This window comes from Gordonia sp. NPDC003424, assembly GCF_053588655.1.
Genome location: NZ_JBSFQJ010000009.1, coordinates 18044 through 42755 on the forward strand (window position 1 = coordinate 18044; position 24712 = coordinate 42755).

Genomic DNA, 24712 nt, shown 5'->3' on the forward strand with positions numbered 1-24712 from the left:
TGGCCCCGTCCGTTGAGATGGTCAGCGGATGGTGCGTGGCGTGGTCAGGACTCGGTCGGATGCGTCGTCGGGATCGGTGATCGCGTCGAGTTCCCCGGTGGACGGGGCGGCGTCGTGGTCACGCTGCGGGTCGTTGTGTTCGAGAATCTCTCGGGTGAAGTCGTCCTCGACGACGCCCTGCGGCGGTGGCAATACCTCGCCGGCGAAGACCCGTCGGGCCCGGTCGGTGTCGAGTTCGTGGTTCCACTTGGCGACGAACAGGGTGGCCACGGCGTTGCCGATGAAGTTGACCAGGGCGCGGCATTCGGACATGAACTTGTCGATACCGAAGATGAGCATGATGGCAATCGCCGGGATGTGGCCGATGGTGCTCAAGGTGGCTGTCAGGGCGATGAATCCACCGCCTGCGACACCGGCCGCACCCTTGGAGGTCAGCAGCATGACGGCGAGCAGTCCGAGTTGCTGTCCGATCGACAGATCGGTGTTGGTGGCCTGGGCGAGGTAGAGCGCGGCCAGTGACAGGTAGATGGCGGCACCGTCGAGGTTGAAGCTGTAGCCGGTCGGAACAACCAGACCCACAGTCGGTTTGCTGACACCGGCGTATTCGAGTTTGCGCATCAAACCGGGCAGGGCGGGCTCGGCGGTCGAGGTGCCGAGGATGAGCAGGAGTTCTTCCTTGAAGTAGCCGAGCATCCGGAAGATGTTCAGGCGCAGATACGCCATCACCGAACCGAGGACCACGATCACGAAGAACGCTGAGGTGACATAGAACAACAGGATGAGGCTGCCGAGGCTGGTGAGTGTGGAGACCCCGTACTTGCCGATGGCATACGCCATCGCACCGAACGCGCCGAGCGGTGCGAGTTTCATGATGAAGCTCAAAACCTTGAACACCACCGCGGTCAGGATCTCCACGGCCCGGCGGACCGGGTCGGCGATCTGCCCGACAGCATTGAGCGCGACACCGAAAATGATTGCCAGGAAGATGATCTGGAGAATGTCTCCCTCGACGAACGGGCCGAGCACACTTTCGGGCACGATGTGGGTGATGAACTCCCACCATTGCTTGGTCTCGCCGGTGGTGATGAGCTTTTCGGCGGATTCGCTGGGTTCGATCTGGCTGACATCGGCGTTGACACCATCACCGAGCCGGAAGATGTTGATCGCCACCAGGCCGGTCACCATGGCGATGATCGTGCCGACCTGAAAGTAGGTGAGCGCCTTGACTCCGGTGAGTCCGACTTTCTTGAGATCGGCGACGCTGGCGATTCCACCGACGATGGTCAGGAACACGATCGGACCGATCAGCATCTTCATCGCGGTGATGAACGTCGTGCCGACCGGTTCCATCGCGATGCCGGCGGCCGGGGCGAGCCAGCCGACCAGAATGCCGGCCACGATGGCGAGCAGCACCCAGAAGTACAGCTGTTTGTACCAACGTTTCTTTGTCGTCGCTGGTCGGTAGTCGCCGGCGGTGGCCGAAAGGTCCATGAGGATCACCTCTGCGGGTTTGTGGGGGGTGGGGGGTCGATGTCGTCGGGTGGGTGGTGCTGGTCGGGTTCGGTGTGGTCTGCCGCCGAACCCGACCAGAGTCGGTGATCAGGCCGGCGTGAGCGCGCGCTGCAGAGCGTCGACGATGGCGTCGGTGACCTCGTCGGTGTTCGACGTTCCGCCGATGTCACGCGTGAGACTGCCACCGGCCGTGGCGGTTTCGATGGCCTTCTCTACGCGGCGGGCCTCGTCGTGCAGACCGAAATGATCGAGCATCAGCGCGGCGCTGGCGATGGCGCCGATCGGGTTGCTGATGCCCTGACCGGCGATGTCGGGAGCCGAGCCGTGGACGGGTTCGAACATGCTCGGGAAGCGGCGCTCGGGGTTGAGGTTGGCGCTGGCGGCCACACCGAGGCTGCCGGCCAGAGCCGATCCAAGGTCGGAGAGGATGTCGGCGTTGAGATTCGACGCGACGACGACCGACAGGTCTTCCGGATGCAGGATGAACTTGGCGCTCATCGCGTCGACCAGGACACTCTCAGTCGAGACATCCGGATAGTCCAGCGCGACCCGGTTGAAGACCTCGTCCCAGAGCACCATGCCGTACTGCTGGGCATTGGACTTGGTCACGCTCGAGACCTTCTTCACCGTGCGAGTGCGCGCCAGGTCGAAGGCGAACCGCATGATCCGTTCGCAGCCCTTCTCGGTGAACAGCGCGGTCTGCAGTGCCACTTCGTTGCCCGGTCCGCGGCCCGACAGGTTGCGGCCACCCAGCCCGGCGTACTCACCCTCGCTGTTCTCCCGGACGACGACCCAGTCGAGTTCGGTGTCGTCGGCCTTGCGCAACGGGGAGGTGACGCCGGGCAGGAACTTCACCGGGCGGACGTTGGCCCACTGGTCGAAGTTCTGGGTGATGTTCAGGCGCAATCCCCACAGGCTGATGTGGTCGGGCACGTTCTCCCAGCCGACGGCCCCGAAGTAGATGGCATCGAACGGCTGAAGCGTGTCGAGTCCATCGGCAGGCATCATCACCCCGTGACGGTCGTAATACTCCGAACCCCAATCGAATTCCTGCCAATCGAACGCGAACCCGCCAGCCGACTGCGTGGCCAGGACGTCGAGCACGCGGCGGCCGGCCGCGACGACTTCCTTGCCCACCCCGTCGGCGGGAATGGATGCGATGGTGAATGTGCGGGTCATGATTCCTCCGATGTCGTGCAGATCACATTGTCTCGTACATCCATTAACGGGCCACACCCCGCGCCGCGTCCAAGACCAGAACCCGATCCGCGTTATAGGACTTGCCTATCTGAGAGTGAACGTGCAGGTTAGAGGATATGGATGTGCGGCAACTGAAGTACTTTCTGGCAGTCGTCGACGAGGGCAGCATGAACAAGGCCGCCGAGACGCTGCTCATCGCGCAGCCATCGCTGTCGCAGACCATCGCCACCCTCGAGCGTGAACTCGGGGTGGCGTTGTTCCACCGCATCGGTCGCCGCCTCGTGCTGACCGATGCCGGCACCGAACTCATCGGACCGGCCAGAATCGTGCTGCGCGACATCGACCACGCCGAAACCTCGGTACGCGCGCTCAAACAGCTACGTGCCGGCCGGGTCGACCTGATCACCATGCCCTCGCCCGGGATCGAGCCGCTCACGCAGATCCTCGCCGACTTCGCCCGGGCCTACCCGGGGGTCACCGTCAACGCCGAAGCCGCCTTCACGCCCGATGACGTTCTCAACGCGGTGCGCTCGGGACAATGCGAGGTGGGCTTGCTCGGCGCCGCCACACCCGTCCGCGCCTCCGACCTCGATACCCTCGATCTCGGCAAGCAACCCCTGATCCTGATCTGCGGCCACACTGATCGCGAACTGCCGGCACACGTGCCACCCGACGACCTCGCCGGACTACGACTGATCGTCTCCCAGCGCGGCTCACTCATGCGCGCCCTTGTCGACGACGTACTCGCCAGCGGCGTCGACGTGACAATCGCCGCCGAAGTCGCCCACCGAACCTCGATCCTGCCGATGATCCTCGACGGCATCGGGCACGCCGTCATGCCATCATCCTGGGCCCGGCTTGCCGAACGCCTCGGCGCCACAGTGCATCACATCATCCCGGAAACCTACCTCCACGTCGCACTCGTGAGCCGGAAGGGAAACCTCACACCACCCGCACGCGCGTTGGTGGCTGCAGCCCGAACACACCTCGACACACCGCCCGATCAGACGATCGGATCCTCGTCGCATACGCGTCGTAGCTGACGCAGCAGTGCCGTGCACTCAGTTGTGGTGGCCCGGCTACCGGCTGAGAACCGTTGGCACGTACAAGTTTTCGTTCCGCACGGGGTCAATCAAGTACGGGAAGCGTCAACGCACCAGGGAGCGTTCAAACGGATCGGCGATTCAACTCGGTGTGCATCTTCAAGCGTTGCGCACGTGGGTCAAGCAGGCCGAGATCGATCGTGGGGTACGGCCGGGCCGGGGCCGACAACATCCACTTTCGTCACAGTGACGTTTCTCGTCCTCACGGAGTGGCCGAATCATCGCGTAGCAGGTAACCTCCCGACATCTAACTACACCGAAAGTACCACGGTCACAGGGACATTGATCCGCAGCCAGCTCCAACATGCATCGACCGTCGATTCTCAGCAGAGCAACTGAGAGCCCGGCCGTGAGCAATCGTTGCCAAATTTCGGCTCTTTTTTGCCAACTCGTTGCACATTCGCCAATTTCGATGCTCAGCCACAAATCGACGGCGATCCAGGTTGAACGCGCCCTCCTTAACTGGTAACGAGACGTGTCGAAGTAGGACGAGTAGGTGTTCTCCGGGTCACCGGAACCCGAACATGAGCCATGTCTGGTGGCATACCCAGTCGGGGTAGAGGTCGGTCATGGCGTCGTAGAGTTCGCGGTCGTCGGTGATTGCGGCGCGCAGTCGGTCAAACGCGATCAGGTAGCCGCGGGTGGCTTCGATGATGTCGGGAGTGTCGAGGGCGCCGACCTTCTTGTGTCCGGCGACCACCATTTTCGGGTGGAGAGCTTCGAGCCCGTCGAGGGCTTGTATCCAATTGGCTCGGCTTTCGGACGTAGTGTCGCCGACGTAGACGTGACATTTGTTGTAGACGACGTCGCCTGCCACGATGAGGTCTATCGAAGGAACGTACAGCGAGGTGGTGTCGACGGCGTCGGTGCGGCCTTGTTCGATGATGCGGACTTCTTCGCCCTCAAGGCTGAACGACCCCTCGGCGTAGGCCTCGGGTAGCACAACGTCGTCGGGCAATTGACCGGGGAAACGCTTGTGGAACAGTGGCATCGCGCCGACTTGCGCGCGCATGAGTTCCACGGATTGTGGTGTCGCGATGGCACGGGCGGCCGGGAAGTGCTTGCGGAGCGTGCTCAGACCGAGGAAGTGGTCGAAATGGCCATGCGTGATATATATCGTCGTCAGGGTACGGCGATGGAGCTTGATCCATGCGGCGAGCGCCTCGGTTTCGGCGACCGTCGCCTGCGTGTCCACCAGCATGGCGTCGCGCTCACCGTAGATCAAGGTTGATGTGGCGGGGTCGAACGCGGGTTCCGGGCCGAACGGACGCACACGCTCGGCGGCCATTTCCTTTTCGGGGCTGGTGAACACATTGACGTTGAGCGGCGACATTTTCGATTTCCTTTTCAGAAGCATCTCTGGGGCGTGGCGGGACCAATCACCTGTAACTATACAAACCGTAGTATACTATTGTAACCGTAGCAAAGGAGGGCGCGCGATGGACGAACCGAAGGAGTGGGTGCCGTACTGCCCGTACTTCGCGGTGGCCGGTGAACTGCTGGGTCGGCGGTGGGCGCCAACAGTGTTGCGCGCCTTGGTACCCGGACCGGCCCGGTTCACCGAGATCGCAAACGCGATCCCGGGTATCACCGACCGAATACTGTCCCAACGCCTGAAGGAGTTGGAGGGGGAGGGACTCGTCGAACGCGCCCTCGGCGCCGACAAGCCGTCTCGTGTCGACTACCGACTCACCGAACGGGGCGCCGAGATGGGCGAGGTGCTCCTCGACCTCAACCGCTGGGCCCTGAAATGGGCCGAACCCAAAGTGCAACAACGTAAGGACACACATGCCTGAGCTACACCACGAGGACAGCGGCGTTTTCCTGCTCGACCTGGGAGACAGTGAGAATCGCTTTCATCCGGACTGGATCGCCTCGGTCAACGATCCGCAGCGTTCGCGATCGCGGAGGGTAACACCGCGAAGGCCGGGACCACCCTCGGGATCATCAAGCAACGCATGTACGGTCCGGCGCTGTCCGCGCTCGAATCCAGCGATCACAAGGAAGTCCGACCATGACACACGTTGACATTGCATCGATGAGCGGGCTGGAGTTGCTGCGCTGGATTCAACAGCACGACAACGATGATGTCCCCTCCATCCGCCGTCTGCTGAGCATGCGTTTCGACGAGGTCGATCATGGCCGGGTGGAGATGTCGCTGACGACGATTCCTGATTTCACTAATCCGCTGGGCACGGTGCACGGTGGGATTTGCGCGACCATGCTCGACTCCGTCATGGGCTGCGCAGTTCACTCGACGCTGCCGGCTGGAGTCAGCTACACCACCCTCGAACTCAAGGTCAACTACATTCGAGCGGCTCAGGTCGATGGGAAGAAGCTCAGCGCCACAGGAACAGTCATTCACGTCGGGCGTCGATCAGCCACCGCCGAGGGCAAAGTGGTCGACGACAACGGCAAACTCATTGCACACGCCACCACCACCTGCATGGTCTTCACGCCGGAGGCCTGAGTCACACACTCGATCGCAATTCGTTGCGCACAGCGGGCAGTTCAGCGAACTTCACCGTGACGCACTCAAGATAGGAGGAGGATGTGAACGGGCAAGGGGAGTGGCGAGGGGCAAGGCACTGACCTGCGGCTCGCCACCTTGGGTGAAATTCGTGGGCCGAGAACCTTGTCAAAATCGGTGGCGAATGTTCTGCAGAGCCATGACCAGAAGCTATCGGGTCTCCATCTGATCCGTCCCGGGGTTTCCGGAGGGCTCCTCTCAAGGGAGGATGAAACCTATGGCAGCAGGATCGAAGCGGTACTCGGCTGAGTTGAAGCGAGACGCCGTGGACATGGTGACCCAGTTGGTGGCGCAAGGGTCGGCGGAGTGGCCGGCGATGCGCAAGACCGCGGATCTGCTGGGGGTGACCTCGGCGGAAACTGTCCGCCAGTGGGTTCGTAAGGCCCCGGCCGCTGATGCTGAGGGCGCCACCGCGAAGGCCGACAACGAGGAGATCCGCAGGCTCAAACAGGAGGTCGCCGAACTCAAACGGGCCAACGGGATCCTGAAGGCGGCGTCGGCTTTCTTCGCGGCCGAAATGTGCGCCACGAGGCGCTGGGTATATCGAGAGGTGGTGAGAGACCGTCTCTTTCGGGTCGTCGCAGCGGCCTGATGAAGCTGGGGGCAGCCTGATCCGGGGAGCGCCGGGGAGGGTGGCAAGCGGCCCCGACAAAGGCGAGTCGTGCTGGTACTGCCAGACGGTGCGGGCTCGTCGAGCAAGGTCAGAAGGTACAGCGTGAGCGAACCAGTGGTGGACGCCCCGTAACCGCGAAGCCGGCTCCAAACCTGGCGGATCTGGGCCGGTCTGCAGTGCTCGACGTCCTCTATCTCCGAGGGTGTCGTCTCCGATGCCGTGTATTTCGGGCGGTGAGGAGGCCACGGTGAAGGTCTGCGGCGTAGTCGTGGCGATGCTGCCGGGGTAAAGCTGGGTGCCTCCCTGACCGATCGATGTCCTGGTGAACGTGGGAACCGACCTGTGTGTGGCCCATCGTGGCGAGTATCCGGCTCGTCGTGATGGAAGGCCCGTGTCCGGCTGACAGACGCAGGTTGGGGCAGAGGTCTCGTAGTAGTCGCGGGTGGTGACGTGCCCGTCTCGGCGGCCGTGAGAGACGGCTACAGGGCGAAGGGGACCAGCGAAAGACGCAGTGACAGTACTGGAATGTCAGGAGGAGTGGTCGACGGTGAATACCGACGAACTGGAGTCCGCGCTGGTGCAGGCGGAACGCCGGGTACTGAAGATCCAGACCAAACTGCACCGTTGGGCACGCGATGATCCGCATCGCAGGTTCGACGATCTGTTCAATGTTGTTGCCGATCCGGCGTTTCTGTTGGTGGCGTGGGATCGGGTGAGCGGGAACAAGGGTGCCGGAACTGCCGGGGTGGATGGGCGTACCGCGTCCAGCGTCGCGCAGGTGCAGGGCGTTGAGGAGTTCCTTGACCGATTGCGGTCTGGTCTGAAGGACCGCAGTTTCCGGCCGGTGCCGGTCCGTGAGCGGATGATTCCCAAGAGCGGCGGCACGTTGCGTCGACTGGGTATTCCCACGATCGCTGATCGGGTGGTCCAGGCATCGTTGAAGCTGGTGTTGGAGCCGATCTTCGAAGCGGATTTTCTGCCGTGTTCCTACGGGTTCCGTCCGAAGCGCCGGGCTCATGACGCGGTGGCCGAGGTGCGTTACCTCGCGACCCGACCTCGGTGTTACGAGTGGGTTGTCGAGGGAGACATCAAGGCATGTTTCGACGAGATCGACCACACGGCCCTGATGGGCCGGGTGCGTCGACGTGTCGGCGACAAACGCGTCCTGGCCGTGGTGAAGGCATTTCTGAAGGCGGGCATCCTCACCGAGGACAAGCTGCTGGAAGACACCACCGCCGGTACCCCGCAGGGTGGGATTCTCTCACCGCTGCTGGCGAACATCGCCTTGTCGGTGCTCGACGAGTACATCGCCGGGCTCGCGGGCGGGCCGAATACCGGCAAGGTTGAGCGGGCGGCACGCCTGCGTCATGGCCTGCCGAATTTCAAGCTCGTCCGCTACGCCGACGACTGGTGCCTGATGATTCGGGGCACCAGGGCTGACGCCGAGCAGTTCCGGGAGGACATCGCCGCCGTGCTGGCGGCGATGGGGTTGCGTCTGTCACCGGACAAGACCCTGATCACCCACATCGACGACGGGTTGGATTTCCTCGGGTGGCGCATCCAGCGACATCGCAAACGAGGAACCAACCGGCACTACGTCTATGTCTATCCGTCCAAGAAGGCCGTGGTGGCCGCGTGCCGGAAGATCAAGACGTTGTGCAGACAGATCGGGGTCGGCCAACCGCTCGATGTCCTGTTACGCCGCGTGAACGCGAGTGTGCGGGGATGGGCGGGGTATTTCCGGGCCGGGGTGTCCTCGGCGGTGTTCTCCTACATCAGCCATTACCTGTGGCAGACGGTGTGGAGATGGTTGCGCCGCAAACACCCGAAAACGACCTGGACGCAACTCCGCCGCCGCTACTGCGGCGGCGGATGGTGGCCCGCTGGGGACGAACGGGAATTGATCGATCTGGAGAAGATCGGCACCACCCGATACCGCTACCGCGGTTCGGTGATCCCTTCACCCTGGCCAGAACCTGTCGACACGGTGAACGCCGATGCCACAACGGCTCTCGTGGAGAGCCCGGTGCATTGAAAGGTGCACGCCGGGTTCGGGAAGCGGTCCGGGGAGACGGAAATGCCGCAAGGCATTCACCGCGCCCCGGGCCGACTTTCATCGACCGGCCACACCGGTAATTGTGGACTTCATCCGCACCTACCAGGGACACCGGGTGGGTGCGGATGGTCTTATCTGGGGAGTCGATTCGATGTGCACTGTGCTCTCTGAGCACGGCTGGCGCATCGCCCCGTCCACATATTACGACCACATCAACCGCGGGCCGAGCGTGCGGATGCTCGCCGACGCGCAGGTCATCGATGCGATCTTCATGCTCCGCAAGAACAAACCCCTGACCCGCGTTCTGGGTACACGAAAGACGTGGATAATGCTGCGTGGCACCGGATTAGATGTTGCTCGGTGCACGGTTGAGCGGGTCATGCGGGAGATGGGATGGCACGGCGCGATCAAGAAGAAGCGGGTGCGCACGACCATCCCCGACGCGGCGGCCAAGCGGCCGACGGATCTGGTCGACCGGCAGTTCTATGCCGCGGCACCTAACCGCCTGTGGGTGGCCGATTTCACCTACTGCCGCACCGAATCCGGTTGGGTCTACACGGCATTCGTGACTGACGTGTTCGCCCGCAAGATCGTCGGTTGGAAGGCGGCTACGGAGATGACGGTGAACTTGGTGACCGATGCGATCAGCAATGCGATCGATTACAGAAAGCGTTGCGGGGTAGTCGATTTGAGCAAACTGGTCCATCACAGCGACGCCGGATCGCAGTACACTGCCATCGTGTTCGGGCAGCGATTGGCCGAGGACGGGATCGCGGCCTCTATCGGCAGTGTCGGGGACAGTTTCGACAATGCCCTGGCCGAATCGGTGAACTCGGACTACAAGAACGAACTGGTCGACAACCAGCCCCTGTTCCATGGAGCTACCGAGCTGTCGCTGGGCACCGCCGAATGGGTGGCGTTCTACAACCGAGAACGGCCACACAGCTACTGCCACGACCTCACCCCCGACCGGGCAGAGCAACTCCACTACGATCGCATGCGCACCCTCAATCCGGAGGAAGCACTCACAACATGAGCTCTCCGGAAACGCCGGGAGGGATCAATCCTCGGGCCTGCTGCGGGTGGAGGTGACACTTGATCTGGCTTCCCTGGGGAGGCTGCCCTGGAACGATGACAACCGTGCCGAACCTTCACCCGCAGGAATTCCGTGACGATGTGGTCGAGTAGCCCGTCACCGTCAAACCAACGTGACGCTCGCGCAAATCGCGAAGGACTTCGGGATCCACGAGATGGCATTGACCATCTGTGGCGGTGAATCTTTGAGGTCATGCAGTGGGTTGAGTCCCGTCAACTCACGGCGGCGCGTAAACGGGGAAGTTGCTGTAACGCGTTGATGCGTTCGATCTCGTAGCGTTGGCTAGCGTTGAACACGCCGCTCAATCCGCGAGCAGGGTCACCCCCGCCTTCGAGGAACACGGTTTGGCTGAACGGCCAGTCGGAGCCGAAGACGATATGAGAACGCGGTGCGACTGCGAGTACCGACCGCATTGCGGCTTCGGACGCGCTCAGAGCGGTGTCGAAGTAGAACGTGCGGATCAGTTGTTGCACGTCGATGGCCGAGGGACGCGGAGCATCGGCAGGCCAATGGTTGCCGACGGGCGTTTCGGCAAGGACGCCGATGCGCCACGACAGGAATGGCAACGTCCCGCCGGCGTGGGAGAGTTGAAACCGGATGCCGGGGTAGCGGCGCAGGGTGCCGCCCGCCAGCATCAGGGTTGCTGCGCGGGTTGTGTCGAAAGTGAATTCTTCGAGGAAGTCCGGAAGTGGGAGTACGGGTTTGGCGTTGTCCGGGATGGCGGCGGGATGGACGAACACGAACGCCTTGCGGCGGTTGAGCGCAGCCATGAGCGGTTCGAATCGAGGATCGCCAAGGTAGACGCCGTCGTAAGCGGACAACAACACAACGCCGTCGAGGTGGAGGGTGCCGAGTGCGTACTCGAGTTCGGCGATCGAAGCCGCGACATCGGGCATGGCGAGCACCGCGAATGCGCCAAAGCGGGTGCGGTGGGTGCGGAACAGTTGGGCGGCGTAGGTATTGCAGTAGCGGGCGAGATCGCGGGCTTCCTTGCCACGCAGGAAGGACACACCCGGGTCGGACACCGACAGTGCCTGGGATTGAATGCCCCAGCGGTCCATGAAGTCGATCGCTGATTCCGGCGACCACTGCGGGGTGGGATATCCACCGATGGTGAAGTGGCCGTGTTCGAGCAGTGCGGCTCGGTACTCCGGTGGGAGGAAATGGGCGTGTAAATCAATCCGGTACCGCCCCGAAGGTGCAGGTGCAGCACCCACTGGTGCAGCGCTCGTCGCAACTGCGGCCCCGGCAGCCACCGCGCCGGCACCGATGAGTAGTGATCGACGACTCACGGCGAACGGAGACTCAATGTTGCTGGGCAAGGATGGATTCGGGGTAGTAGTCATCGACTCTGGACCTTTCGGGGTGAAGTGGTGTGGCGACGTCGATCGACAATCTCGGCTGGATTCGGCTATCAGATGGCTCGGGGTGAGTCACCGGTTGTCGGCGGCGTCGCTGTCGGGTGGTTGTCCAGGAGCTTTGAGAGCGCATCCGATCGCAGCGACGAGCAGAACGACGGCGACCGAGATCATCGACGCGGACATGCCTTCGATGAAGGCGCTTCGGACCGCGGCGCCGAGTTGAGCACCTGATGGACCGCCGAGTTGTTCCGCGGCGGCCAGACCACCGGCGGCCGAGTCCCGAACGGCATCGGCAGCCTGAGCGGGGAGCTTGGTGAGATCGGGAAGGTGCTGGCTGTACTGGCTGGAGAACACCGAGCCCATGATCGCGATCCCGACAGCCGAGCCAACCTCGCGCGTGGTGTCGTTCATGGCCGACGCGACGCCTTGCTGGTCGCGCGAGAGGGAACCGACGATTGCGCTGGTTCCAGTGGAGCTGGCCAAACCGATGCCGAGACCGGCGACGATGAGGCCGCCCAGAAAGGGACCGTACCCGGAGTCCACGTGCAAGCGTGAGATCCATAGCAGGCCAGCCGCGATGAGCGTCAAACCGGCGGCCATCACGTACTTCAGGCCGACCCATGCCACCATGCGCGGAGTCACTGTGGCCGTGGGCATCACCACTGCTGCGACCGGGATCAACGCTGTGGCCGCCAGCAGTGGGCTGTAGTCGAGGATGAGTTGCAGGTACTGCAGCCCCACGAAGAAGAACCCGAAGATGGCCATGAACTGGGTCAGCACGACGATGGCGCCCGCTCGGAAGCCCGGTAGTCCGAACAACTGCGGGTCCAGCAGTGGGTGGTGGGTGCGCATCCCTTGGACTGCGTAGACGACGAAGCCGAGAACGCAGACTCCAGCGCAGATGAGGACCGGGAGAGAGGTCCAGCCACGGTCGTTGCCTTCGATGATCGCGAAGACCAGGGTGCCGATTGCGATAGATGTTGCCAGCGCACCGATTACATCGAATCTGTGGGGGTCGTGATCGCGGGTGTTCGGCGCCAGGGCTGCGGCGGCGATGGCGGCCACCACGCCGACGGCAGCGCTCGTGACGAAGATCGATTGCCATCCCCAGCGTTCAAGCAGGGTTCCGGCGACGAGCATGCCGATGATCGCTCCTGCTGCGGCGAATCCCGACCAGATCGCCACTCCCTTGCTGCGCTGTTCGGGCGGGAAGGTGGCGGTGATCGTCGACAGGGTGCCGGGCATGATCATTGCTGCACCCACACCCATCACCACCCGTGCTGCGATCAGCGACATCGTGGAGTCTGCGCATGCGGCCGCCAAGGATGCGGCGGCGAAGACGACCGCGCCGACGATGAGTACCGAGCGCCTTCCGATACGGTCGCCGACCGCACCGAGCGGCAGAACCAGCGCCGCCAGCGCAACGGTGTACCCGTCGGCGATCCAGGTCAGTGCCGTGTTGTCCGCCTCGAGACTGATTGCCAGGTCAGGGAGCGCGAGATTGAGTGCAGACACCGAGGCCACAACGAGGATGAGCGCCAGACACATCGCGAGGAGCACTCCACGGTGCCCCCACCGTCCGGACGGCAGATCGACACCGGCGGTGGACGATGTCTCAGACATTGGCCGTCGCGTCATCGTCGACCTCAGACGCCTGCGTTCGACTGCTGGCGAGCAGATCGAGCGCGATGTCGACGAGCATGTCTTCTTGGCCGCCGACCATGCCTCGGCGGCCGGCTTCCACCAGTAGGCTGCGGGCATCGATGTCGTAGCGTTCGGCGATGGATTCCGCGTGGCGCAGGAAGCTGGAGTAAACCCCGGCATAGCCCAGAGTCAGCGTTTCGCGATCGACGCGCACGGGCCGGTCCTGCAACGGGCGGACGAGGTCGTCGGCGGCGTCTTCGAGCGCATGGAGGTTGCAGCCGTGCTCGATACCGCTTCGCGTGGCGGCTGCCACGAACACCTCCAGCGGCGCGTTGCCGGCGCCGGCACCCATTCCGGCCAGCGACGCGTCGACTCGGTTCGCGCCATGCTCGACCGCCACCAGCGAGTTGGCCACACCCAGTGAAAGGTTGTGGTGGGCATGGATGCCGATTTCGGTGTCGCCGTGCAGAACTCCACGCAAAGCGTCACAGCGCTCGGCGATGTCACGCATGGTCATCGCTCCTCCAGAATCGACGACGTATACGCAGGTAGCGCCGTAGGACTCCATCAAGGCGGCTTGGTGGGCAAGTTCGTGCGGGCTGGCCATGTGGCTCATCATCAGAAAGCCGACGGTGTCCATGTCGAGTTCGCGGGCGGCCGCGATGTGTTGGGCGGAGATGTCTGCTTCGGTGCAGTGTGTCGCGACCCGCACTGTTCGTGCGCCCGCGCGGTAGGCATCCTTCAGATTGCCTACGGTTCCGATCCCGGGTAGCAGTAGCGTCGCAACTGTGGCGCGTTCGACCGCACCGGCGACGGCTTCGATCCATTCCAGGTCGGTGTGGGCACCGAATCCGTAGATGCAACTGGAACCGGCAAGTCCGTCGCCGTGCGCGACCTCGATCGAATCCACACCGGCGGTGTCGAGTGCCGTCGCGATGGCAACCACATGCTCGGTCGTGTACTGGTGCCGGACCGCGTGCATGCCGTCTCGCAGGGTGACGTCACTGACGTAAACGGTGGTCATGACGCGACTCCGGTGGACTGTGTGGCGTGGGCGGCTATGCGTTCGGCGGTGGCTTTCGCGGCCGAGGTCATGATGTCGAGGTTGCCGGCGTACGCGGGCAAGTAGTGTGCTGCGCCGGTCACCTCGAGCATCGTGGTGACTCGTGTGCCGCTGAACTTGCCGGTCTCGGGGATGTAGAGCGGGTTGTCGGCGGAGAATGTCTCGAATTGCACGCGTTGCTTGAGCCGGTAGCCGGGGACGTAAGAATTGACCCGTTGGACCATCTCGGTGATCGACGCTTCGATCGCCGAATGGTCGGTGTCGCCGTCGACGAGGCAATACACGGTGTTGCGCATGAGGATCGGCGGGTCGGCCGGGTTGAGAATCATCACAGCTTTTCCGCGTTGCGCGCCGCCGACGTCGCGCAACGCGGTGGCGGTCGTCTCGGTGAATTCGTCAATGTTTGCGCGTGTTCCCGGCCCAGCCGACTTGGAGGAGATCGAGGAGATGATCTCGGCGTACGACACCGGCGCGACTGCGCCGACGGCGGCGACGATCGGGACGGTCGCCTGCCCGCCACAGGTCACCATGTTCAGGTTCGGCGCATCCAGGTGTTCATCGAGATTGACCACCGGCACGCAGAACGGGCCGATCGATGCCGGCGTGAGGTCGAGTACCCGAACCTTGGTGGGCTCGAGTTTGCGCCAGTTGGCGCGGTGCGCTCCGGCTGAGGTGGCGTCGAAAACCAGTCGGACATCGGCGAACTCGTCCATGGCGAGCAACCCGTCGACACCTTCGGCGGTGGTGGCGACGCCGAATCGCTGTGCACGGGCCAAGCCGTCGGAGTTCGGGTCGATCCCCACCATGGCGACCACCTCGAGGGGGCCGTCGCTGCGGAGGATCTTGATCATCAGATCGGTGCCGATGTTTCCCGAGCCGATGATGGCGACGGGGTAGCGTTGTGTTCTGGTCATCGATGCTCTTTCAGGTGAAGTCGATGGAGACGTGGCCCAGGCCGGGCAAGTCCGCGGACGCTGTGTCACCGGCGTGGACGAAAACTGCCGAGGTGATCGATCCGGACATGACGAATTCCCCGGCCTGCAGTCCGGTGTCGAATGCGGCCAGTGCGTTTACCAGCCACGCCACTGCTTCGGCAGGGTGGCCGAGAACCGCGGTGGCTACCCCGTGGTCGACCTGCTCGCCATTGACGTGCAGGGATGCCGTGATGTCGTCGAGGTCGGGTGCGTCGTTGATCGGCAGCCAGGGGCCGAGGACCACTGCGGCTGAGCTGGCGTTGTCAGCGACGGTGTCGCACAGGGTGATTCGCCAATTGGCGATCCGGCTGTCCACGATCTCGAGGGCTGCGGCGACCGCGTCGGTCGCATCGAGAACGTCGGCGACGCCCACATTCGGGCCCTGCAGCGGACGGCTGAGCCGGAATGCGATTTCCGGCTCAACCCGTGGCGCGCACAGCGATGACAGGCGAATCGAGCCACCATCGGGGTGCACCATGGTGTCGAGAATGTATCCGAAGTCGGGCTCGTCGACTCCCAGTAACTGCTGCATCGGCGCGGACGTCAGACCGATCTTGCGGCCGACCAGCCGCGCACCTTCGTCGAGCATGCGATGAAGATTGCGCTGTTGGATCGCATACGCGCCGGCCACGTCGAGGTCGGGGATGCTCTCACTCAACGGCGGAATGGGGGAACTGTCGGTCAGCGCGTTGTGTAACCTGTCTGCCCAAACATCGAGGTCGGCGGTGGGTAGGGGAGAGCTCATGAGTCCTCGTCTCGGGTTGATTCGGCGAGCTGGAGTGCGGCATCGATGACCATGCGGCCGTGGAGTTCGAACATGGCTGGAAGATCGACCGAATCACCGCCGATCTCCTTGGCGATGAAGAGTCCGTCGGCACCTGCCATGGCATAGGTGGCGAGTTGATCGAGCGCGGCAGCGTCCAGGTCCGGGGACAGGTCTGTCGCCGCTTCGCGCAGTTGGTTCTGTGCTTGCGCACGTACCTGGAGGTACATCTCCCGGGCGCGTGGTTCTACGGGTCGCCGTTCCAACGCGAGCATCAATCCGAGCCGCAGAAAGTCGGGTGACTCGAGTAGCGCTTTGGCAACCTGCATTGCCATCTCGGCGACTCGGTCACGGGGCGTCCCGTCCTCGGGCATGTTCCACGCCGAAAGCCATCGACCGAAGCTTCGCTCGATCACTGCCGCAATGAGGTCGTCTTTGTCGGCGAAATGCCAGTAAATCGAACTCGCCGGCAACCCACACCGCTTGCTCACCAGGTTGATGCTCGTTCCCTCGTATCCGCGTTCACTGGCGACTTCGGTTGCCGCATCGAGAATTTTGACCCTCGACGCCTCCCCGTTGGCGCGCCGCCGCCGCGATGTGTCTGCCATTGATTTGCCCTTCTGACAACCGTCGAACACGGTCACCCATTGCCGTAGCAATCACTACAGTAAGTCCTTGACGGCCGTCGGTCAAGCACTTACCGTAGTGATCATTCCAGCAAGTTGAGGCATCTCGCCCTGGAGGCGAGATCCGGTCGAGGAGACTTTTGTGTCCGATATTCCGCACTACGACGTGGCGATCATCGGCTACGGCCCCACCGGGGTCACCGCGGCCAACCTTCTAGGTCAGCATGGGCTGAACGTGGTTGTCCTCGAACGTGATCCAGACATCTACGGCCGTGCACGCGCGATCTCGACAGACGAAGAAGTCATGCGCATCTGGCAACACGTCGGCCTGGCCGACCGCCTACAGGAAGACATGCTTCCCGGCGGAGTAGTCGCCTTCGTCGACTCTGCGGGTCGGCCATTCGCGGAAGCGCAGCCTGCGTCGCGAGGTGCCGGCCACCCGCCTCAGCAGTTCATCTACCAGCCCGCCGTCGACAAGACGTTGCGCGGCGGGGTGGAACGATTTCCCAACGTCACCGTGCTGACACGACACGAGAGCCTCAAGGTGCTCAGCGGAGCCGAGGACGCCGAGATCTTGGCGGCCGACCTGGCCGACGACAGCTTCGTCCGGATCCGCGCGTCGTATGTGATCGCCGCTGACGGCGGGTCTTCTGCAACCCGGGGACAGTTGGGCATCGGATATCAGGGCACGACCTACACCGAACGATGGGTCGTCATCGACACAAAGGTCCTCAGTGACTGGGATGGCAGCTCACGATTGCGTTTTCACTGCGATCCGGCACGTCCCACGGTGGATTGCCCGACGCCGCTTGGTCATCACCGCTGGGGATTTCCCGTTCGGGATGGCGAGGACGAGAACTACCTCGTCACGCATCGGGCCATCTGGTCGATCCTGAACAGTCAAGGAATCACCGGCGACAACGTCGAGATCCTGCGCGCGGTGGTCTACAGCCATCATGTGCGAGTGGCCGATCGTTGGCGTGTCGGGCGGGTGTTTCTCGCAGGCGACGCCGCGCATGCGATGCCGCCGTGGATCGGCCAGGGGATGGCATCAGGTGTGCGCGACGCCGCCAACCTGTGTTGGAAGCTCGCCGCGGTCATCGATGGAACCCTTCCAGAGTCGGCGCTCGACAGCTACCAGCTCGAACGAGAACCTCACGTACGCGAGACCACAGCCCATGCAGTGTTCGCCGGCAAGGTGATCACCGAGCGTCGCCCGTGGGCAGCAGCGTTGCGCAATCACGCATTTCGAGCGGCGTCGAAGTTCTCGTCCTTCTCGCGGTGGATGGTCGACACGAAGTGGATCCCGGATGCCTACTACGCCGACGGGTTGTTCAGCGATCAGGCACAACCCGCCCGTGGACGGCAGATTCCGCAGCCATGGGTGCTCGACGCACACGGATCACGCGTGCGCCTCGACCATGTGCTGAGCGGGCGCTGGCGAGTACTCAGTCTCGACGGTCGGCACCACCCGGCGTGGCGCTCGGTCGGCGTGGAAGAGATCAGAGTGCTGCCGGCGGTGTCGGCTCCGGAACCGGGCGCCGTCGTCGACGCCGACGGCGCACTCCGGACGTGGTTCGGCAAGCATCATGCGTCGACAGTTGTTCTCCGTCCCGATGGCTTCGTCTATGCCGCGGCCGATTCCGGCCGAACCCTACCAGCACCGCCCGCAGGATTGCGTGCGGCGACCGCCACCTCACGATGAAGGAAACCCCGATGTTGGCCTCCGACAACACCTCCCACGCCATCACAGTCAACGGCGACACCGAGATCTTCTACACCGACATCGGCACAGGCGACCCGGTCGTACTTCTGCACGGCGGCGGACCGGGCGCCTCCGGTCTGTCGAACTATGTTCGCAACATCGACGCTCTGGCCGCCCGTTTCCGCGTGATCGTGCCGGATCTACCCGGTTATGGGCGAAGCAGCAAGAACCTTCAGCAGACGGATCCATTCGGTGCTCTCGCCGATGCCATCCGGGCCTTGCTCGATCACCTCGGACTCGACAGCGCGCATCTGGTGGGCAACTCCTACGGCGGTGCCTGCGCGTTGCGACTGGCCCTCGACACTCCGCACCGCGTCGACCGGCTGGTTTTGATGGGGCCAGGCGGAATCGGTACCACACGCGGCGCCCCCACCAAAGGTCTCAACGCGCTCCTCGGCTACTACACCGGTTCGGGACCCAGCCGCGACAAGCTCGAAGACTTCATCCGCACATACCTGGTCTACGACGCAGAAGCCGTTCCCGACAACGCAATCGAGGAACGCTACCGGTCCTCGGTCGACCCGGACGTCGTCGCCAACCCGCCGCTGCGGCGACCATCCGGGCTCGGTGCGCTGAAGACCTTGTGGCGCATGGACTTCACTCGCGATCCACGTTTGCGCACGCTGACAACCCGCACTCTCGTCATCTGGGGTCAGAACGACAAGGTCAACCGTCCGGCGGGTGGCCAGATGCTGGTCGATCGCATGCCCAACGCCGACCTGATGATGCCGGCCCGAACCGGCCACTGGGTTCAGTGGGAACGCCCCGATCTTTTCAACCGCGTCGTCGCGGACTTCCTCGACGGCACCTACGCGTGAAGGAACGGATGATGAACACCTCCATCACCGACGCGCCCTCCGTGTTCGGCAACGTGCACCTCGGTTACATCGTCATCGAAAGCCAACGATTCAGCGAATGGCGACGATTCGGAAAGGATGCCATCGGAATGCATCTCGACGAGGTGTCGCCGGGGGTGATCCGATTCCGCCTCGACGACCATCAAGCGCGATTCATCATCGTGCGCGGCCCGGCCGAGGACGTCGTCGCCCTTGGCTGGGAACTCGACGACCACGAGTCGTTTGATCATATCGTCGGCCGGGTGACCAATCGCGGCGTGCCCACGGTGGCCGGCACCGAGGAAGATGCCGCCATCCGCGGGGTGGAACGGCTGATCCGCTTTCCCGGCCCCAACCGTCTGGCCCAGGAGATCTTTACCCGCGCGTACCTCACCGACGAACCACTGGCGATGACCAACCGCGGCGGATTCGTCACCGGCACAGCCGGTATGGGGCACGTGGCGATCACCTCGACCAAACCTCACCAGATGCGGGGCTACTACAACACCGTCTTCGACGCCCGCCTCACCGACTACATCGACGAGACGATCAGCGGAGCCAAGCTCAAGATCCGGTTCCTCCGCGTCAATGAACGCCATCACTCGATTGCGGTTGCCAATGTCCGCACCCTGCCGGTCAACCCGATCCGCACCCGGGTTCAGCACCTGAACATCGAGGTCGCCTCTCTCGACGACATGACCAGGGCCTATCAACGTGTGAAGCAATTGGGATTCGATATGGCATTGTCGGTCGGTCAACACACCAACGACAAGGAGTTGTCCTTCTACGCTCAGACGCCGTCGGGTTTCGAGTGGGAGGTGGGGTGGAACCCGCTCACCGTGGACGAGAAGACTTGGGAACCAAGCACCCACCGAGGGATCAGCATCTGGGGACATACGCCTGAGGGGCAGACCATCATCGACAAGCTCGGCCAGTTTCGTCGGGGAATGATCTCCCTACGCCACGCCGAGGACCCCGTACGGGCGCTCGCGGGCGTCGGCATCCCGGACAACTAGTCAATCAGCACGCAGAGCGAGAAGCCACTATGTCCCGAATCGACACTCACCACCACATCATTCCCCCGTTCTACCTGACTGCACTGAAAGCCGCCGGCATCGACGCTGCAGGGGGACGCAACCTGCCCGACTGGAGCCCAGAGAAGTCACTCGAGACGATGGACGCGTTAGCGGTGCGCGCCGCCATCCTGTCAGTGTCCACCCCGGGAACGACCTTCCTCGACGACACACAGGCCGCACGCCGCCTCGCAGGCGAACTCAACGACTACAGCGCCGACCTCGTGTGGGATAGACCGAGGCAATTCGGCTTCTTCGCAACTCTTCCTACACCTCATCCCGAGGATGCGACCGCCGAAGCCATCCGAGCGCTCGATGAGTTGCACGCCGATGGCGTGGTACTCCTGGCCAACTCGGCCGGACGCTATCTGGGTGAGCCCGGTCTCGAACCGCTGTGGTCAGAACTGAACGCGCGCAAGGCCGTCGCCTTCATCCATCCCGCAGAGCTACCTGCACCGGCTGTGGCAGGGGTACCACCGTTTGCGACAGACTTCCTGCTTGACACCACCCGTGCCGCATATCTGCTCGTGCGCAACAGAATTCGAGAGCAGTATCCCGATATCCGATTCCTGCTCAGCCATGGCGGTGGATTCGTACCCTACGCCTCGCACCGTATGGCGATCGCGATCGCCGGCGAAACGGGCCGGAGCATTCTCGATATACTCGATGAGTTTCGCACCTTCTACTTCGACCTCGCGCTGACCGCCAGCGCCGCATCGCTGCCAAGTCTTCTGGCGTTCGCTTCGCCCGGGCATGTCACCTTCGGTTCTGACTGGCCATTCGCGCCGGTTGCCGCCAGCTCTTATTTCGCCGCCAATCTTGAGATCTATGCTGGCCTGAACACCGAAGAGCGTTCAGCAATCGAATGGTCGAACGCGGCACGCCTGTTCTCTCGGTTTGACACCGAAGACGGCGCACGACTCCCGCCACACAGCATCCGAGGCGCCGCGCGTAGAAGAGTCATGCGGGTGGTCAGCAAAGCATTGCACCGTGATAACGAACGAAATCGTGCATGGGTCATCACATACAGACAAGCGAGAGCCGAGCCGCCGACCTCATCACCGGTCTCGACCGGCCCACATCGCCGCCTGTGGCACCCGCGGCGTTTCGTCACTGGTGACGAAACACATTGCGCGCCAACCTAAACTGGTAATGGGACGTGTTGAAGTGGGACGAGTAGCTGGACCTGTCGCGCCCGCGGATGTCGAGGCGTCGCGCGGATACTGCGTCGGTCGGATCGCGGTGCACCAGCCGGCCGGTGGGCACTTCGCGGTCTTCGAGCACCTGGACGCCGTAGCGAACCATCATCTGGTCACGGACGTGGATGCAGCCCTGACAGGTCCCACAGCCAGTAGTCGGTGATCTGCGTGAACCCCATCCGTGTGTAGACCGGGTAGCCTGCAGTTGTGGCCTGCAGCACCGCGGTGCTGGCGGCCGGGTTCGCCCCGTCGTGGATCGCGTGCCAGGTGACGGCCGCAGCGAACCCGCGCCGGCGGAGGCCTCGCCGGACGGCGACGAAGTACACGCCGACGGTGTCGCCGGACCGCACGCTCACGCTCACGGCGACACAGCGCCCGTCGAGGCGGCCAAGGTGGAACCGCAGATCGCCCTCCGCCAGCGCCGCCTTGGTGGCGAGCGGCTTGAGTAAGGCCGGGTCCATCCGGTATCCGGCCCCAGCGCAGTCCACGAACGAGCGGAGGCCGGCGACGTCCTCCGCGGTGGAGAGCACGAGCGGCGTCTCCGGCGGTGGCACGGAACCGGCCAAGGGCATGGCCATAACCGGGTACAGCGGTTCGCGCTCGACCCCGTAACGCGCGGCGAACAGCTCGGCCGCGACGCTGGGCCCTTCACTTACGATCCGCCACGACCCACTCGACCCGAAGTGCTTATCGGCGGCAGCGATCGCCGCCTCGTCGCTCCCGGGCGATACGCCGTCACAATGGAGCTGATTGAAACCGGTGGCCTGAATTCCGGTCTCGACGATCAGGCCACCCGGTACCTCGTTCACGGCACCGCCACACACCCGGGCGATCTGCTGCCAGAAAGCTCGATGATTGCGGTGCGCTGCTCGTACGTCGATGCACTTCCCCTCTCCTCGGCGCGGCGGGCCGGGCCCGAAGATACCGTCAGAACGCCTCGTCGATGCCACCACGCGATCCGGCCTGCGATTCATTCAAGATTCGTTGGGACGAGTCCTCTCTGTCTGTGTCAACTCGAACGAAGCCCACGTGACGGCTTGTTCGAGGTCCACGTGACTCCTTGATCGGGGACCATCACTAGCCGCAACCGAAGCCGCAGACCGCATGGTCTATACTTAGACCATGCGGTCAGAAAAGGGTGGTGGACGGACGTTCGCCGATCGGGCTCGGCGAGAGCAGATCGTTGGGTGTGCGATCGAGTTGATCGCCGAGGTGGGGTATCCGCAGGCGTCGTTGGCGAAGATCGCGGACCGGGCGCAGATCGCGAAAAGCGCGTTGCTGTACCACTTCACCAGCAAGGACGAGATTGTCGCCGCGGTGGTCGAGTCGGTGTTTACCGCGTCGGCGGCGGTGATGGTTCCTGCTGTGTCTGCTGCCACGACTGCGCGCGATCAACTGGCCGCCTACATCAGCGCCAACGGGGCGTTCTTGGAATCGAACCGGGCGGGCGCGGTGGCTCTGTACGAGATCTCCACCAGCTACCGCACTGCTGCTGGTCTCCGGTTCGATCAGGCGGTCGCCGCTTCGGTCGATGAGCATGGGGTCCCACCGGAGTTCGCGCTGCTCGACCCGCACACCATCATCGACCGCGGTATCCGGTCGGGTGAATTCACGACCGCCGTCGACCCTGCCCTGGTCAAAGATGCGTTGCGTGCAGCACTCGATGGCGCGGTCAGCAACCTTTCCCGCGACGCCACCTACCCGGTTGGCCGCTATTTCGCGGGAGTAGGCGAACTATTCCTCCACGCGTTAGGAGCACCGCTGTGACCACCGTCGTCATCCTCGCCTTCGGTACCCGCGGCGACGTCGCCCCGCTGACCGGGCTCGCGACCCGGCTACGAGACGAACTGGCAGTGACCGTTGCGATTGCCGCTCAACAGCCCTACCGCCAGCTCATCGTCGACGCGGGATTGGACTACCGCGAGCTGCCTGGCGATACCGAGCAGGCCACTCGCGACTCGACCTACGGCCAGGCGATGGTCGACGGCGAGAAACTACGGCCATCAAAACAGGCCCTGGCCGGTATGCGCGACGACCTCGCCGGCGTCGGCGAAGCCATGGCGGCCGCAGCCAAAGGTGCTGACCTGCTGCTGTGCGAAGGTCCGGTCGGATCTCTGTTGGGCTGGCATGTAGCCCAGGCAGCCGACATCCCCAGCGCAGCACTGTTTCTGCAACCATCGACGCCGACAGGCGATTTCGCGCCCCCGCCGTTGGGAACCCGGTCGTTCGGCCGGTGGGGCAACCGCACCGCCTGGACCATGGCCACCGCTGGGGAGAAGCTATTCACTCCACTGGTCGACGATCTGCGTGCCACCCTGGGTCTACCGAAGCAGTCCCGACGTAGCTATCAACACCACCGTGCTGCTACCTGGCCACAACTACATGGCATCAGCAGCCATGTCATCCGACGCCCCGAGGACTGGCCTGCCCACGCCCATCTCACCGGATACTGGTGGCCCACCGAGCCCGCCGGCTACACCCCGCCGCAGCCGCTGGCCGAGTTCCTCAACGACGGCCCACCGCCGATCTACATCGGCTTGGGTAGCACAGCGACCACCCACGGCGACCGCCTCAGCGACGTCTTCGCCGAGGCGCTCACCCAGACAGGACGGCGCGGGATCATCCACCGCGGCTGGGCCCACCTGCACGGTAACGACGCACCGCACATCCACGTCGTCGACGACGTTCCCCATAGCTGGCTGTTGCCGAGAACAGCAGCCGCAGTGCACCACTGCGGTGCAGGAACCACCGCGGCAACCCTGCGAGCGGCAATTCCATCGATCGCGATTCCCGGAATCATGGACCAGCCGTTCTGGGCGCAGCGACTGCATCAGCTCGGCGTCAGCCCGGCACCACTGCGCCGCACCACACTGACCGCCGATGCTCTCGCCGCCACCATCACAACCGCCGTCACCGATCCGACCTATAGCGGCCACGCCCGCGACCTCGGCGAACGACTACGCGCCGAAGACGGTGAACGTGCCGCCACCGGCATCATCGAACGACTCCTCAGTACCGGCACGGTGAACCGGTGAGCGCCGACCCAGCCCTGGTCAACGCCATCATCTCCGCCGGCGCACTCACCGGCGGCGGAATCCTGCTCGCCGGCGGAGCCATCGGAGCAGGTATCGGCGACGGGATCGCCGGCGGCAAACTCATCGACGGCATCGCCCGCCAACCAGATGCCCAAGGACGACTCCTCACCCCATTTTTCATCACCGTCAGCCTCGTCGAGGCCGCCTACTTCATCAACCTCGCATTCATGGCACTGTTCGTTTTCGCCACACCACGCCTATAG

General features: G+C 63.6%; 23 protein-coding genes. 13 read left to right on the top strand and 10 right to left on the bottom strand.

Translation table 11 applies throughout. The features are described from left to right. Positions 1-21 precede the first annotated feature (21 nt). A complete protein-coding gene (gene dctA / locus ACWDTI_RS14750) occupies positions 22-1491 on the bottom strand; it encodes a C4-dicarboxylate transporter DctA (RefSeq protein WP_449738843.1) in 1470 nt (489 codons plus the stop codon). Between the two features lie 108 nt (positions 1492-1599). After that, a complete protein-coding gene (locus tag ACWDTI_RS14755; RefSeq protein ID WP_449738844.1) occupies positions 1600-2691 on the bottom strand; it encodes a tartrate dehydrogenase in 1092 nt (363 codons plus the stop codon). A gap of 137 nt (positions 2692-2828) precedes the next feature. Here ACWDTI_RS14755 and ACWDTI_RS14760 point away from each other — a divergent pair, with 137 nt between their 5' ends. After that, positions 2829-3755, top strand: a complete 927-nt coding sequence (locus ACWDTI_RS14760; RefSeq protein WP_449738845.1) for a LysR family transcriptional regulator — start codon at positions 2829-2831, stop codon at positions 3753-3755. A 568-nt stretch (positions 3756-4323) separates the two neighbouring features. On the opposite strand, the gene ACWDTI_RS14765 is transcribed toward ACWDTI_RS14760, so the two are convergent. Then, entirely contained in the window at positions 4324-5148 is an 825-nt protein-coding gene (locus tag ACWDTI_RS14765) for an MBL fold metallo-hydrolase (protein ID WP_449738846.1), read from the bottom strand. Between the two features lie 106 nt (positions 5149-5254). Between ACWDTI_RS14765 and ACWDTI_RS14770 the strand changes: the two genes are divergently transcribed. From ACWDTI_RS14770 to ACWDTI_RS14790, 5 genes are all read left to right on the top strand, one after another. Beyond that, positions 5255-5611: a winged helix-turn-helix transcriptional regulator gene (locus ACWDTI_RS14770; protein ID WP_449738847.1), complete on the top strand. Its 357-nt coding sequence runs from the start codon at positions 5255-5257 to the stop codon at positions 5609-5611. 218 nt (positions 5612-5829) lie between these two features. Then, positions 5830-6285 (top strand): PaaI family thioesterase, encoded by a 456-nt coding sequence (locus tag ACWDTI_RS14775; RefSeq protein ID WP_449738848.1) that lies wholly within the window; start codon positions 5830-5832, stop codon positions 6283-6285. Positions 6286-6562: 277 nt separating this feature from the next. After that, a complete protein-coding gene (locus ACWDTI_RS14780; RefSeq protein ID WP_449738849.1) occupies positions 6563-6937 on the top strand; it encodes a transposase in 375 nt (124 codons plus the stop codon). Between the two features lie 568 nt (positions 6938-7505). Beyond that, positions 7506-8993, top strand: a complete 1488-nt coding sequence (gene ltrA / locus ACWDTI_RS14785; protein WP_449738850.1) for a group II intron reverse transcriptase/maturase — start codon at positions 7506-7508, stop codon at positions 8991-8993. Between the two features lie 103 nt (positions 8994-9096). Next, positions 9097-10050, top strand: a complete 954-nt coding sequence (locus ACWDTI_RS14790) for an IS3 family transposase (RefSeq protein ID WP_449738851.1) — start codon at positions 9097-9099, stop codon at positions 10048-10050. 272 nt (positions 10051-10322) lie between these two features. On the opposite strand, the gene ACWDTI_RS14795 is transcribed toward ACWDTI_RS14790, so the two are convergent. The 6 genes from ACWDTI_RS14795 to ACWDTI_RS14820 all read right to left on the bottom strand — a co-directional run bounded on the left by ACWDTI_RS14795 (position 10323) and on the right by ACWDTI_RS14820 (position 16523). Continuing rightward, positions 10323-11456 carry an amidohydrolase family protein gene (locus ACWDTI_RS14795; RefSeq protein ID WP_449738852.1) on the bottom strand — a complete coding sequence of 378 codons (1134 nt, stop codon included), beginning with the start codon at positions 11454-11456 and terminating at the stop codon, positions 10323-10325. Positions 11457-11543: 87 nt separating this feature from the next. Further along, positions 11544-13094, bottom strand: coding sequence for an MFS transporter (locus ACWDTI_RS14800; protein ID WP_449738853.1), 1551 nt, complete (start codon positions 13092-13094; stop codon positions 11544-11546). Next, a complete protein-coding gene (gene dmpG / locus ACWDTI_RS14805; protein ID WP_449738854.1) occupies positions 13087-14139 on the bottom strand; it encodes a 4-hydroxy-2-oxovalerate aldolase in 1053 nt (350 codons plus the stop codon). Before dmpG ends, ACWDTI_RS14800 begins: the two co-directional genes overlap by 8 nt. Continuing rightward, entirely contained in the window at positions 14136-15092 is a 957-nt protein-coding gene (locus ACWDTI_RS14810; protein ID WP_449738855.1) for an acetaldehyde dehydrogenase (acetylating), read from the bottom strand. Before ACWDTI_RS14810 ends, dmpG begins: the two co-directional genes overlap by 4 nt. Before the next feature lie 10 nt (positions 15093-15102). After that, positions 15103-15897 (bottom strand): 2-keto-4-pentenoate hydratase, encoded by a 795-nt coding sequence (locus tag ACWDTI_RS14815; protein ID WP_449738856.1) that lies wholly within the window; start codon positions 15895-15897, stop codon positions 15103-15105. Continuing rightward, positions 15894-16523, bottom strand: a complete 630-nt coding sequence (locus tag ACWDTI_RS14820; protein WP_449738857.1) for a TetR/AcrR family transcriptional regulator — start codon at positions 16521-16523, stop codon at positions 15894-15896. The genes ACWDTI_RS14815 and ACWDTI_RS14820 overlap by 4 nt, the downstream gene beginning before the upstream one ends. Before the next feature lie 160 nt (positions 16524-16683). Here ACWDTI_RS14820 and ACWDTI_RS14825 point away from each other — a divergent pair, with 160 nt between their 5' ends. Genes ACWDTI_RS14825 through ACWDTI_RS14840 form a run of 4 tightly spaced genes read left to right on the top strand, consistent with a single transcriptional unit; the run spans position 16684 to position 21360 of the window. Beyond that, positions 16684-18246: a bifunctional 3-(3-hydroxy-phenyl)propionate/3-hydroxycinnamic acid hydroxylase gene (locus ACWDTI_RS14825; RefSeq protein WP_449738858.1), complete on the top strand. Its 1563-nt coding sequence runs from the start codon at positions 16684-16686 to the stop codon at positions 18244-18246. 11 nt (positions 18247-18257) lie between these two features. Next, entirely contained in the window at positions 18258-19124 is an 867-nt protein-coding gene (locus ACWDTI_RS14830) for an alpha/beta fold hydrolase (protein WP_449738859.1), read from the top strand. An 8-nt stretch (positions 19125-19132) separates the two neighbouring features. Beyond that, positions 19133-20158 (top strand): VOC family protein, encoded by a 1026-nt coding sequence (locus ACWDTI_RS14835; protein WP_449738860.1) that lies wholly within the window; start codon positions 19133-19135, stop codon positions 20156-20158. A 29-nt stretch (positions 20159-20187) separates the two neighbouring features. Continuing rightward, on the top strand, positions 20188-21360 hold the full coding sequence (locus ACWDTI_RS14840; protein WP_449738861.1) for an amidohydrolase family protein: 1173 nt from the start codon (positions 20188-20190) through the stop codon (positions 21358-21360). A 167-nt stretch (positions 21361-21527) separates the two neighbouring features. On the opposite strand, the gene ACWDTI_RS14845 is transcribed toward ACWDTI_RS14840, so the two are convergent. Next, positions 21528-22223, bottom strand: coding sequence for a GNAT family N-acetyltransferase (locus tag ACWDTI_RS14845; RefSeq protein ID WP_449738862.1), 696 nt, complete (start codon positions 22221-22223; stop codon positions 21528-21530). Between the two features lie 391 nt (positions 22224-22614). On the opposite strand from ACWDTI_RS14845, the gene ACWDTI_RS14850 reads away from it, so the two are divergent. Genes ACWDTI_RS14850 through ACWDTI_RS14860 form a run of 3 tightly spaced genes read left to right on the top strand, consistent with a single transcriptional unit; the run spans position 22615 to position 24712 of the window. Then, positions 22615-23181 carry a TetR/AcrR family transcriptional regulator gene (locus tag ACWDTI_RS14850; RefSeq protein WP_449738863.1) on the top strand — a complete coding sequence of 189 codons (567 nt, stop codon included), beginning with the start codon at positions 22615-22617 and terminating at the stop codon, positions 23179-23181. Beyond that, on the top strand, positions 23178-24449 hold the full coding sequence (locus ACWDTI_RS14855; RefSeq protein WP_449738864.1) for a glycosyltransferase: 1272 nt from the start codon (positions 23178-23180) through the stop codon (positions 24447-24449). The genes ACWDTI_RS14850 and ACWDTI_RS14855 overlap by 4 nt, the downstream gene beginning before the upstream one ends. Beyond that, positions 24446-24712: a F0F1 ATP synthase subunit C gene (locus ACWDTI_RS14860; RefSeq protein ID WP_449738865.1), complete on the top strand. Its 267-nt coding sequence runs from the start codon at positions 24446-24448 to the stop codon at positions 24710-24712. Before ACWDTI_RS14855 ends, ACWDTI_RS14860 begins: the two co-directional genes overlap by 4 nt.

What these genes read in the sequence shown, in the direction of transcription:
- dctA (WP_449738843.1), bottom strand. Translation starts at nt 1,491, where the DNA reads ATGGACCTTTCGGCCACCGCCGGCGACTACCGACCAGCGACGACAAAG.
- ACWDTI_RS14795 (WP_449738852.1), bottom strand. Translation starts at nt 11,456, where the DNA reads ATGACTACTACCCCGAATCCATCCTTGCCCAGCAACATTGAGTCTCCG.
- ACWDTI_RS14765 (WP_449738846.1), bottom strand. Translation starts at nt 5,148, where the DNA reads ATGTCGCCGCTCAACGTCAATGTGTTCACCAGCCCCGAAAAGGAAATG.
- ACWDTI_RS14830 (WP_449738859.1), top strand. Translation starts at nt 18,258, where the DNA reads ATGTTGGCCTCCGACAACACCTCCCACGCCATCACAGTCAACGGCGAC.
- ACWDTI_RS14800 (WP_449738853.1), bottom strand. Translation starts at nt 13,094, where the DNA reads ATGTCTGAGACATCGTCCACCGCCGGTGTCGATCTGCCGTCCGGACGG.
- ACWDTI_RS14770 (WP_449738847.1), top strand. Translation starts at nt 5,255, where the DNA reads ATGGACGAACCGAAGGAGTGGGTGCCGTACTGCCCGTACTTCGCGGTG.
- ACWDTI_RS14810 (WP_449738855.1), bottom strand. Translation starts at nt 15,092, where the DNA reads ATGACCAGAACACAACGCTACCCCGTCGCCATCATCGGCTCGGGAAAC.
- ACWDTI_RS14775 (WP_449738848.1), top strand. Translation starts at nt 5,830, where the DNA reads ATGACACACGTTGACATTGCATCGATGAGCGGGCTGGAGTTGCTGCGC.
- ACWDTI_RS14760 (WP_449738845.1), top strand. Translation starts at nt 2,829, where the DNA reads ATGGATGTGCGGCAACTGAAGTACTTTCTGGCAGTCGTCGACGAGGGC.
- ACWDTI_RS14820 (WP_449738857.1), bottom strand. Translation starts at nt 16,523, where the DNA reads ATGGCAGACACATCGCGGCGGCGGCGCGCCAACGGGGAGGCGTCGAGG.
- dmpG (WP_449738854.1), bottom strand. Translation starts at nt 14,139, where the DNA reads ATGACCACCGTTTACGTCAGTGACGTCACCCTGCGAGACGGCATGCAC.
- ACWDTI_RS14840 (WP_449738861.1), top strand. Translation starts at nt 20,188, where the DNA reads ATGTCCCGAATCGACACTCACCACCACATCATTCCCCCGTTCTACCTG.
- ACWDTI_RS14755 (WP_449738844.1), bottom strand. Translation starts at nt 2,691, where the DNA reads ATGACCCGCACATTCACCATCGCATCCATTCCCGCCGACGGGGTGGGC.
- ACWDTI_RS14835 (WP_449738860.1), top strand. Translation starts at nt 19,133, where the DNA reads ATGATGAACACCTCCATCACCGACGCGCCCTCCGTGTTCGGCAACGTG.
- ACWDTI_RS14780 (WP_449738849.1), top strand. Translation starts at nt 6,563, where the DNA reads ATGGCAGCAGGATCGAAGCGGTACTCGGCTGAGTTGAAGCGAGACGCC.
- ACWDTI_RS14815 (WP_449738856.1), bottom strand. Translation starts at nt 15,897, where the DNA reads ATGAGCTCTCCCCTACCCACCGCCGACCTCGATGTTTGGGCAGACAGG.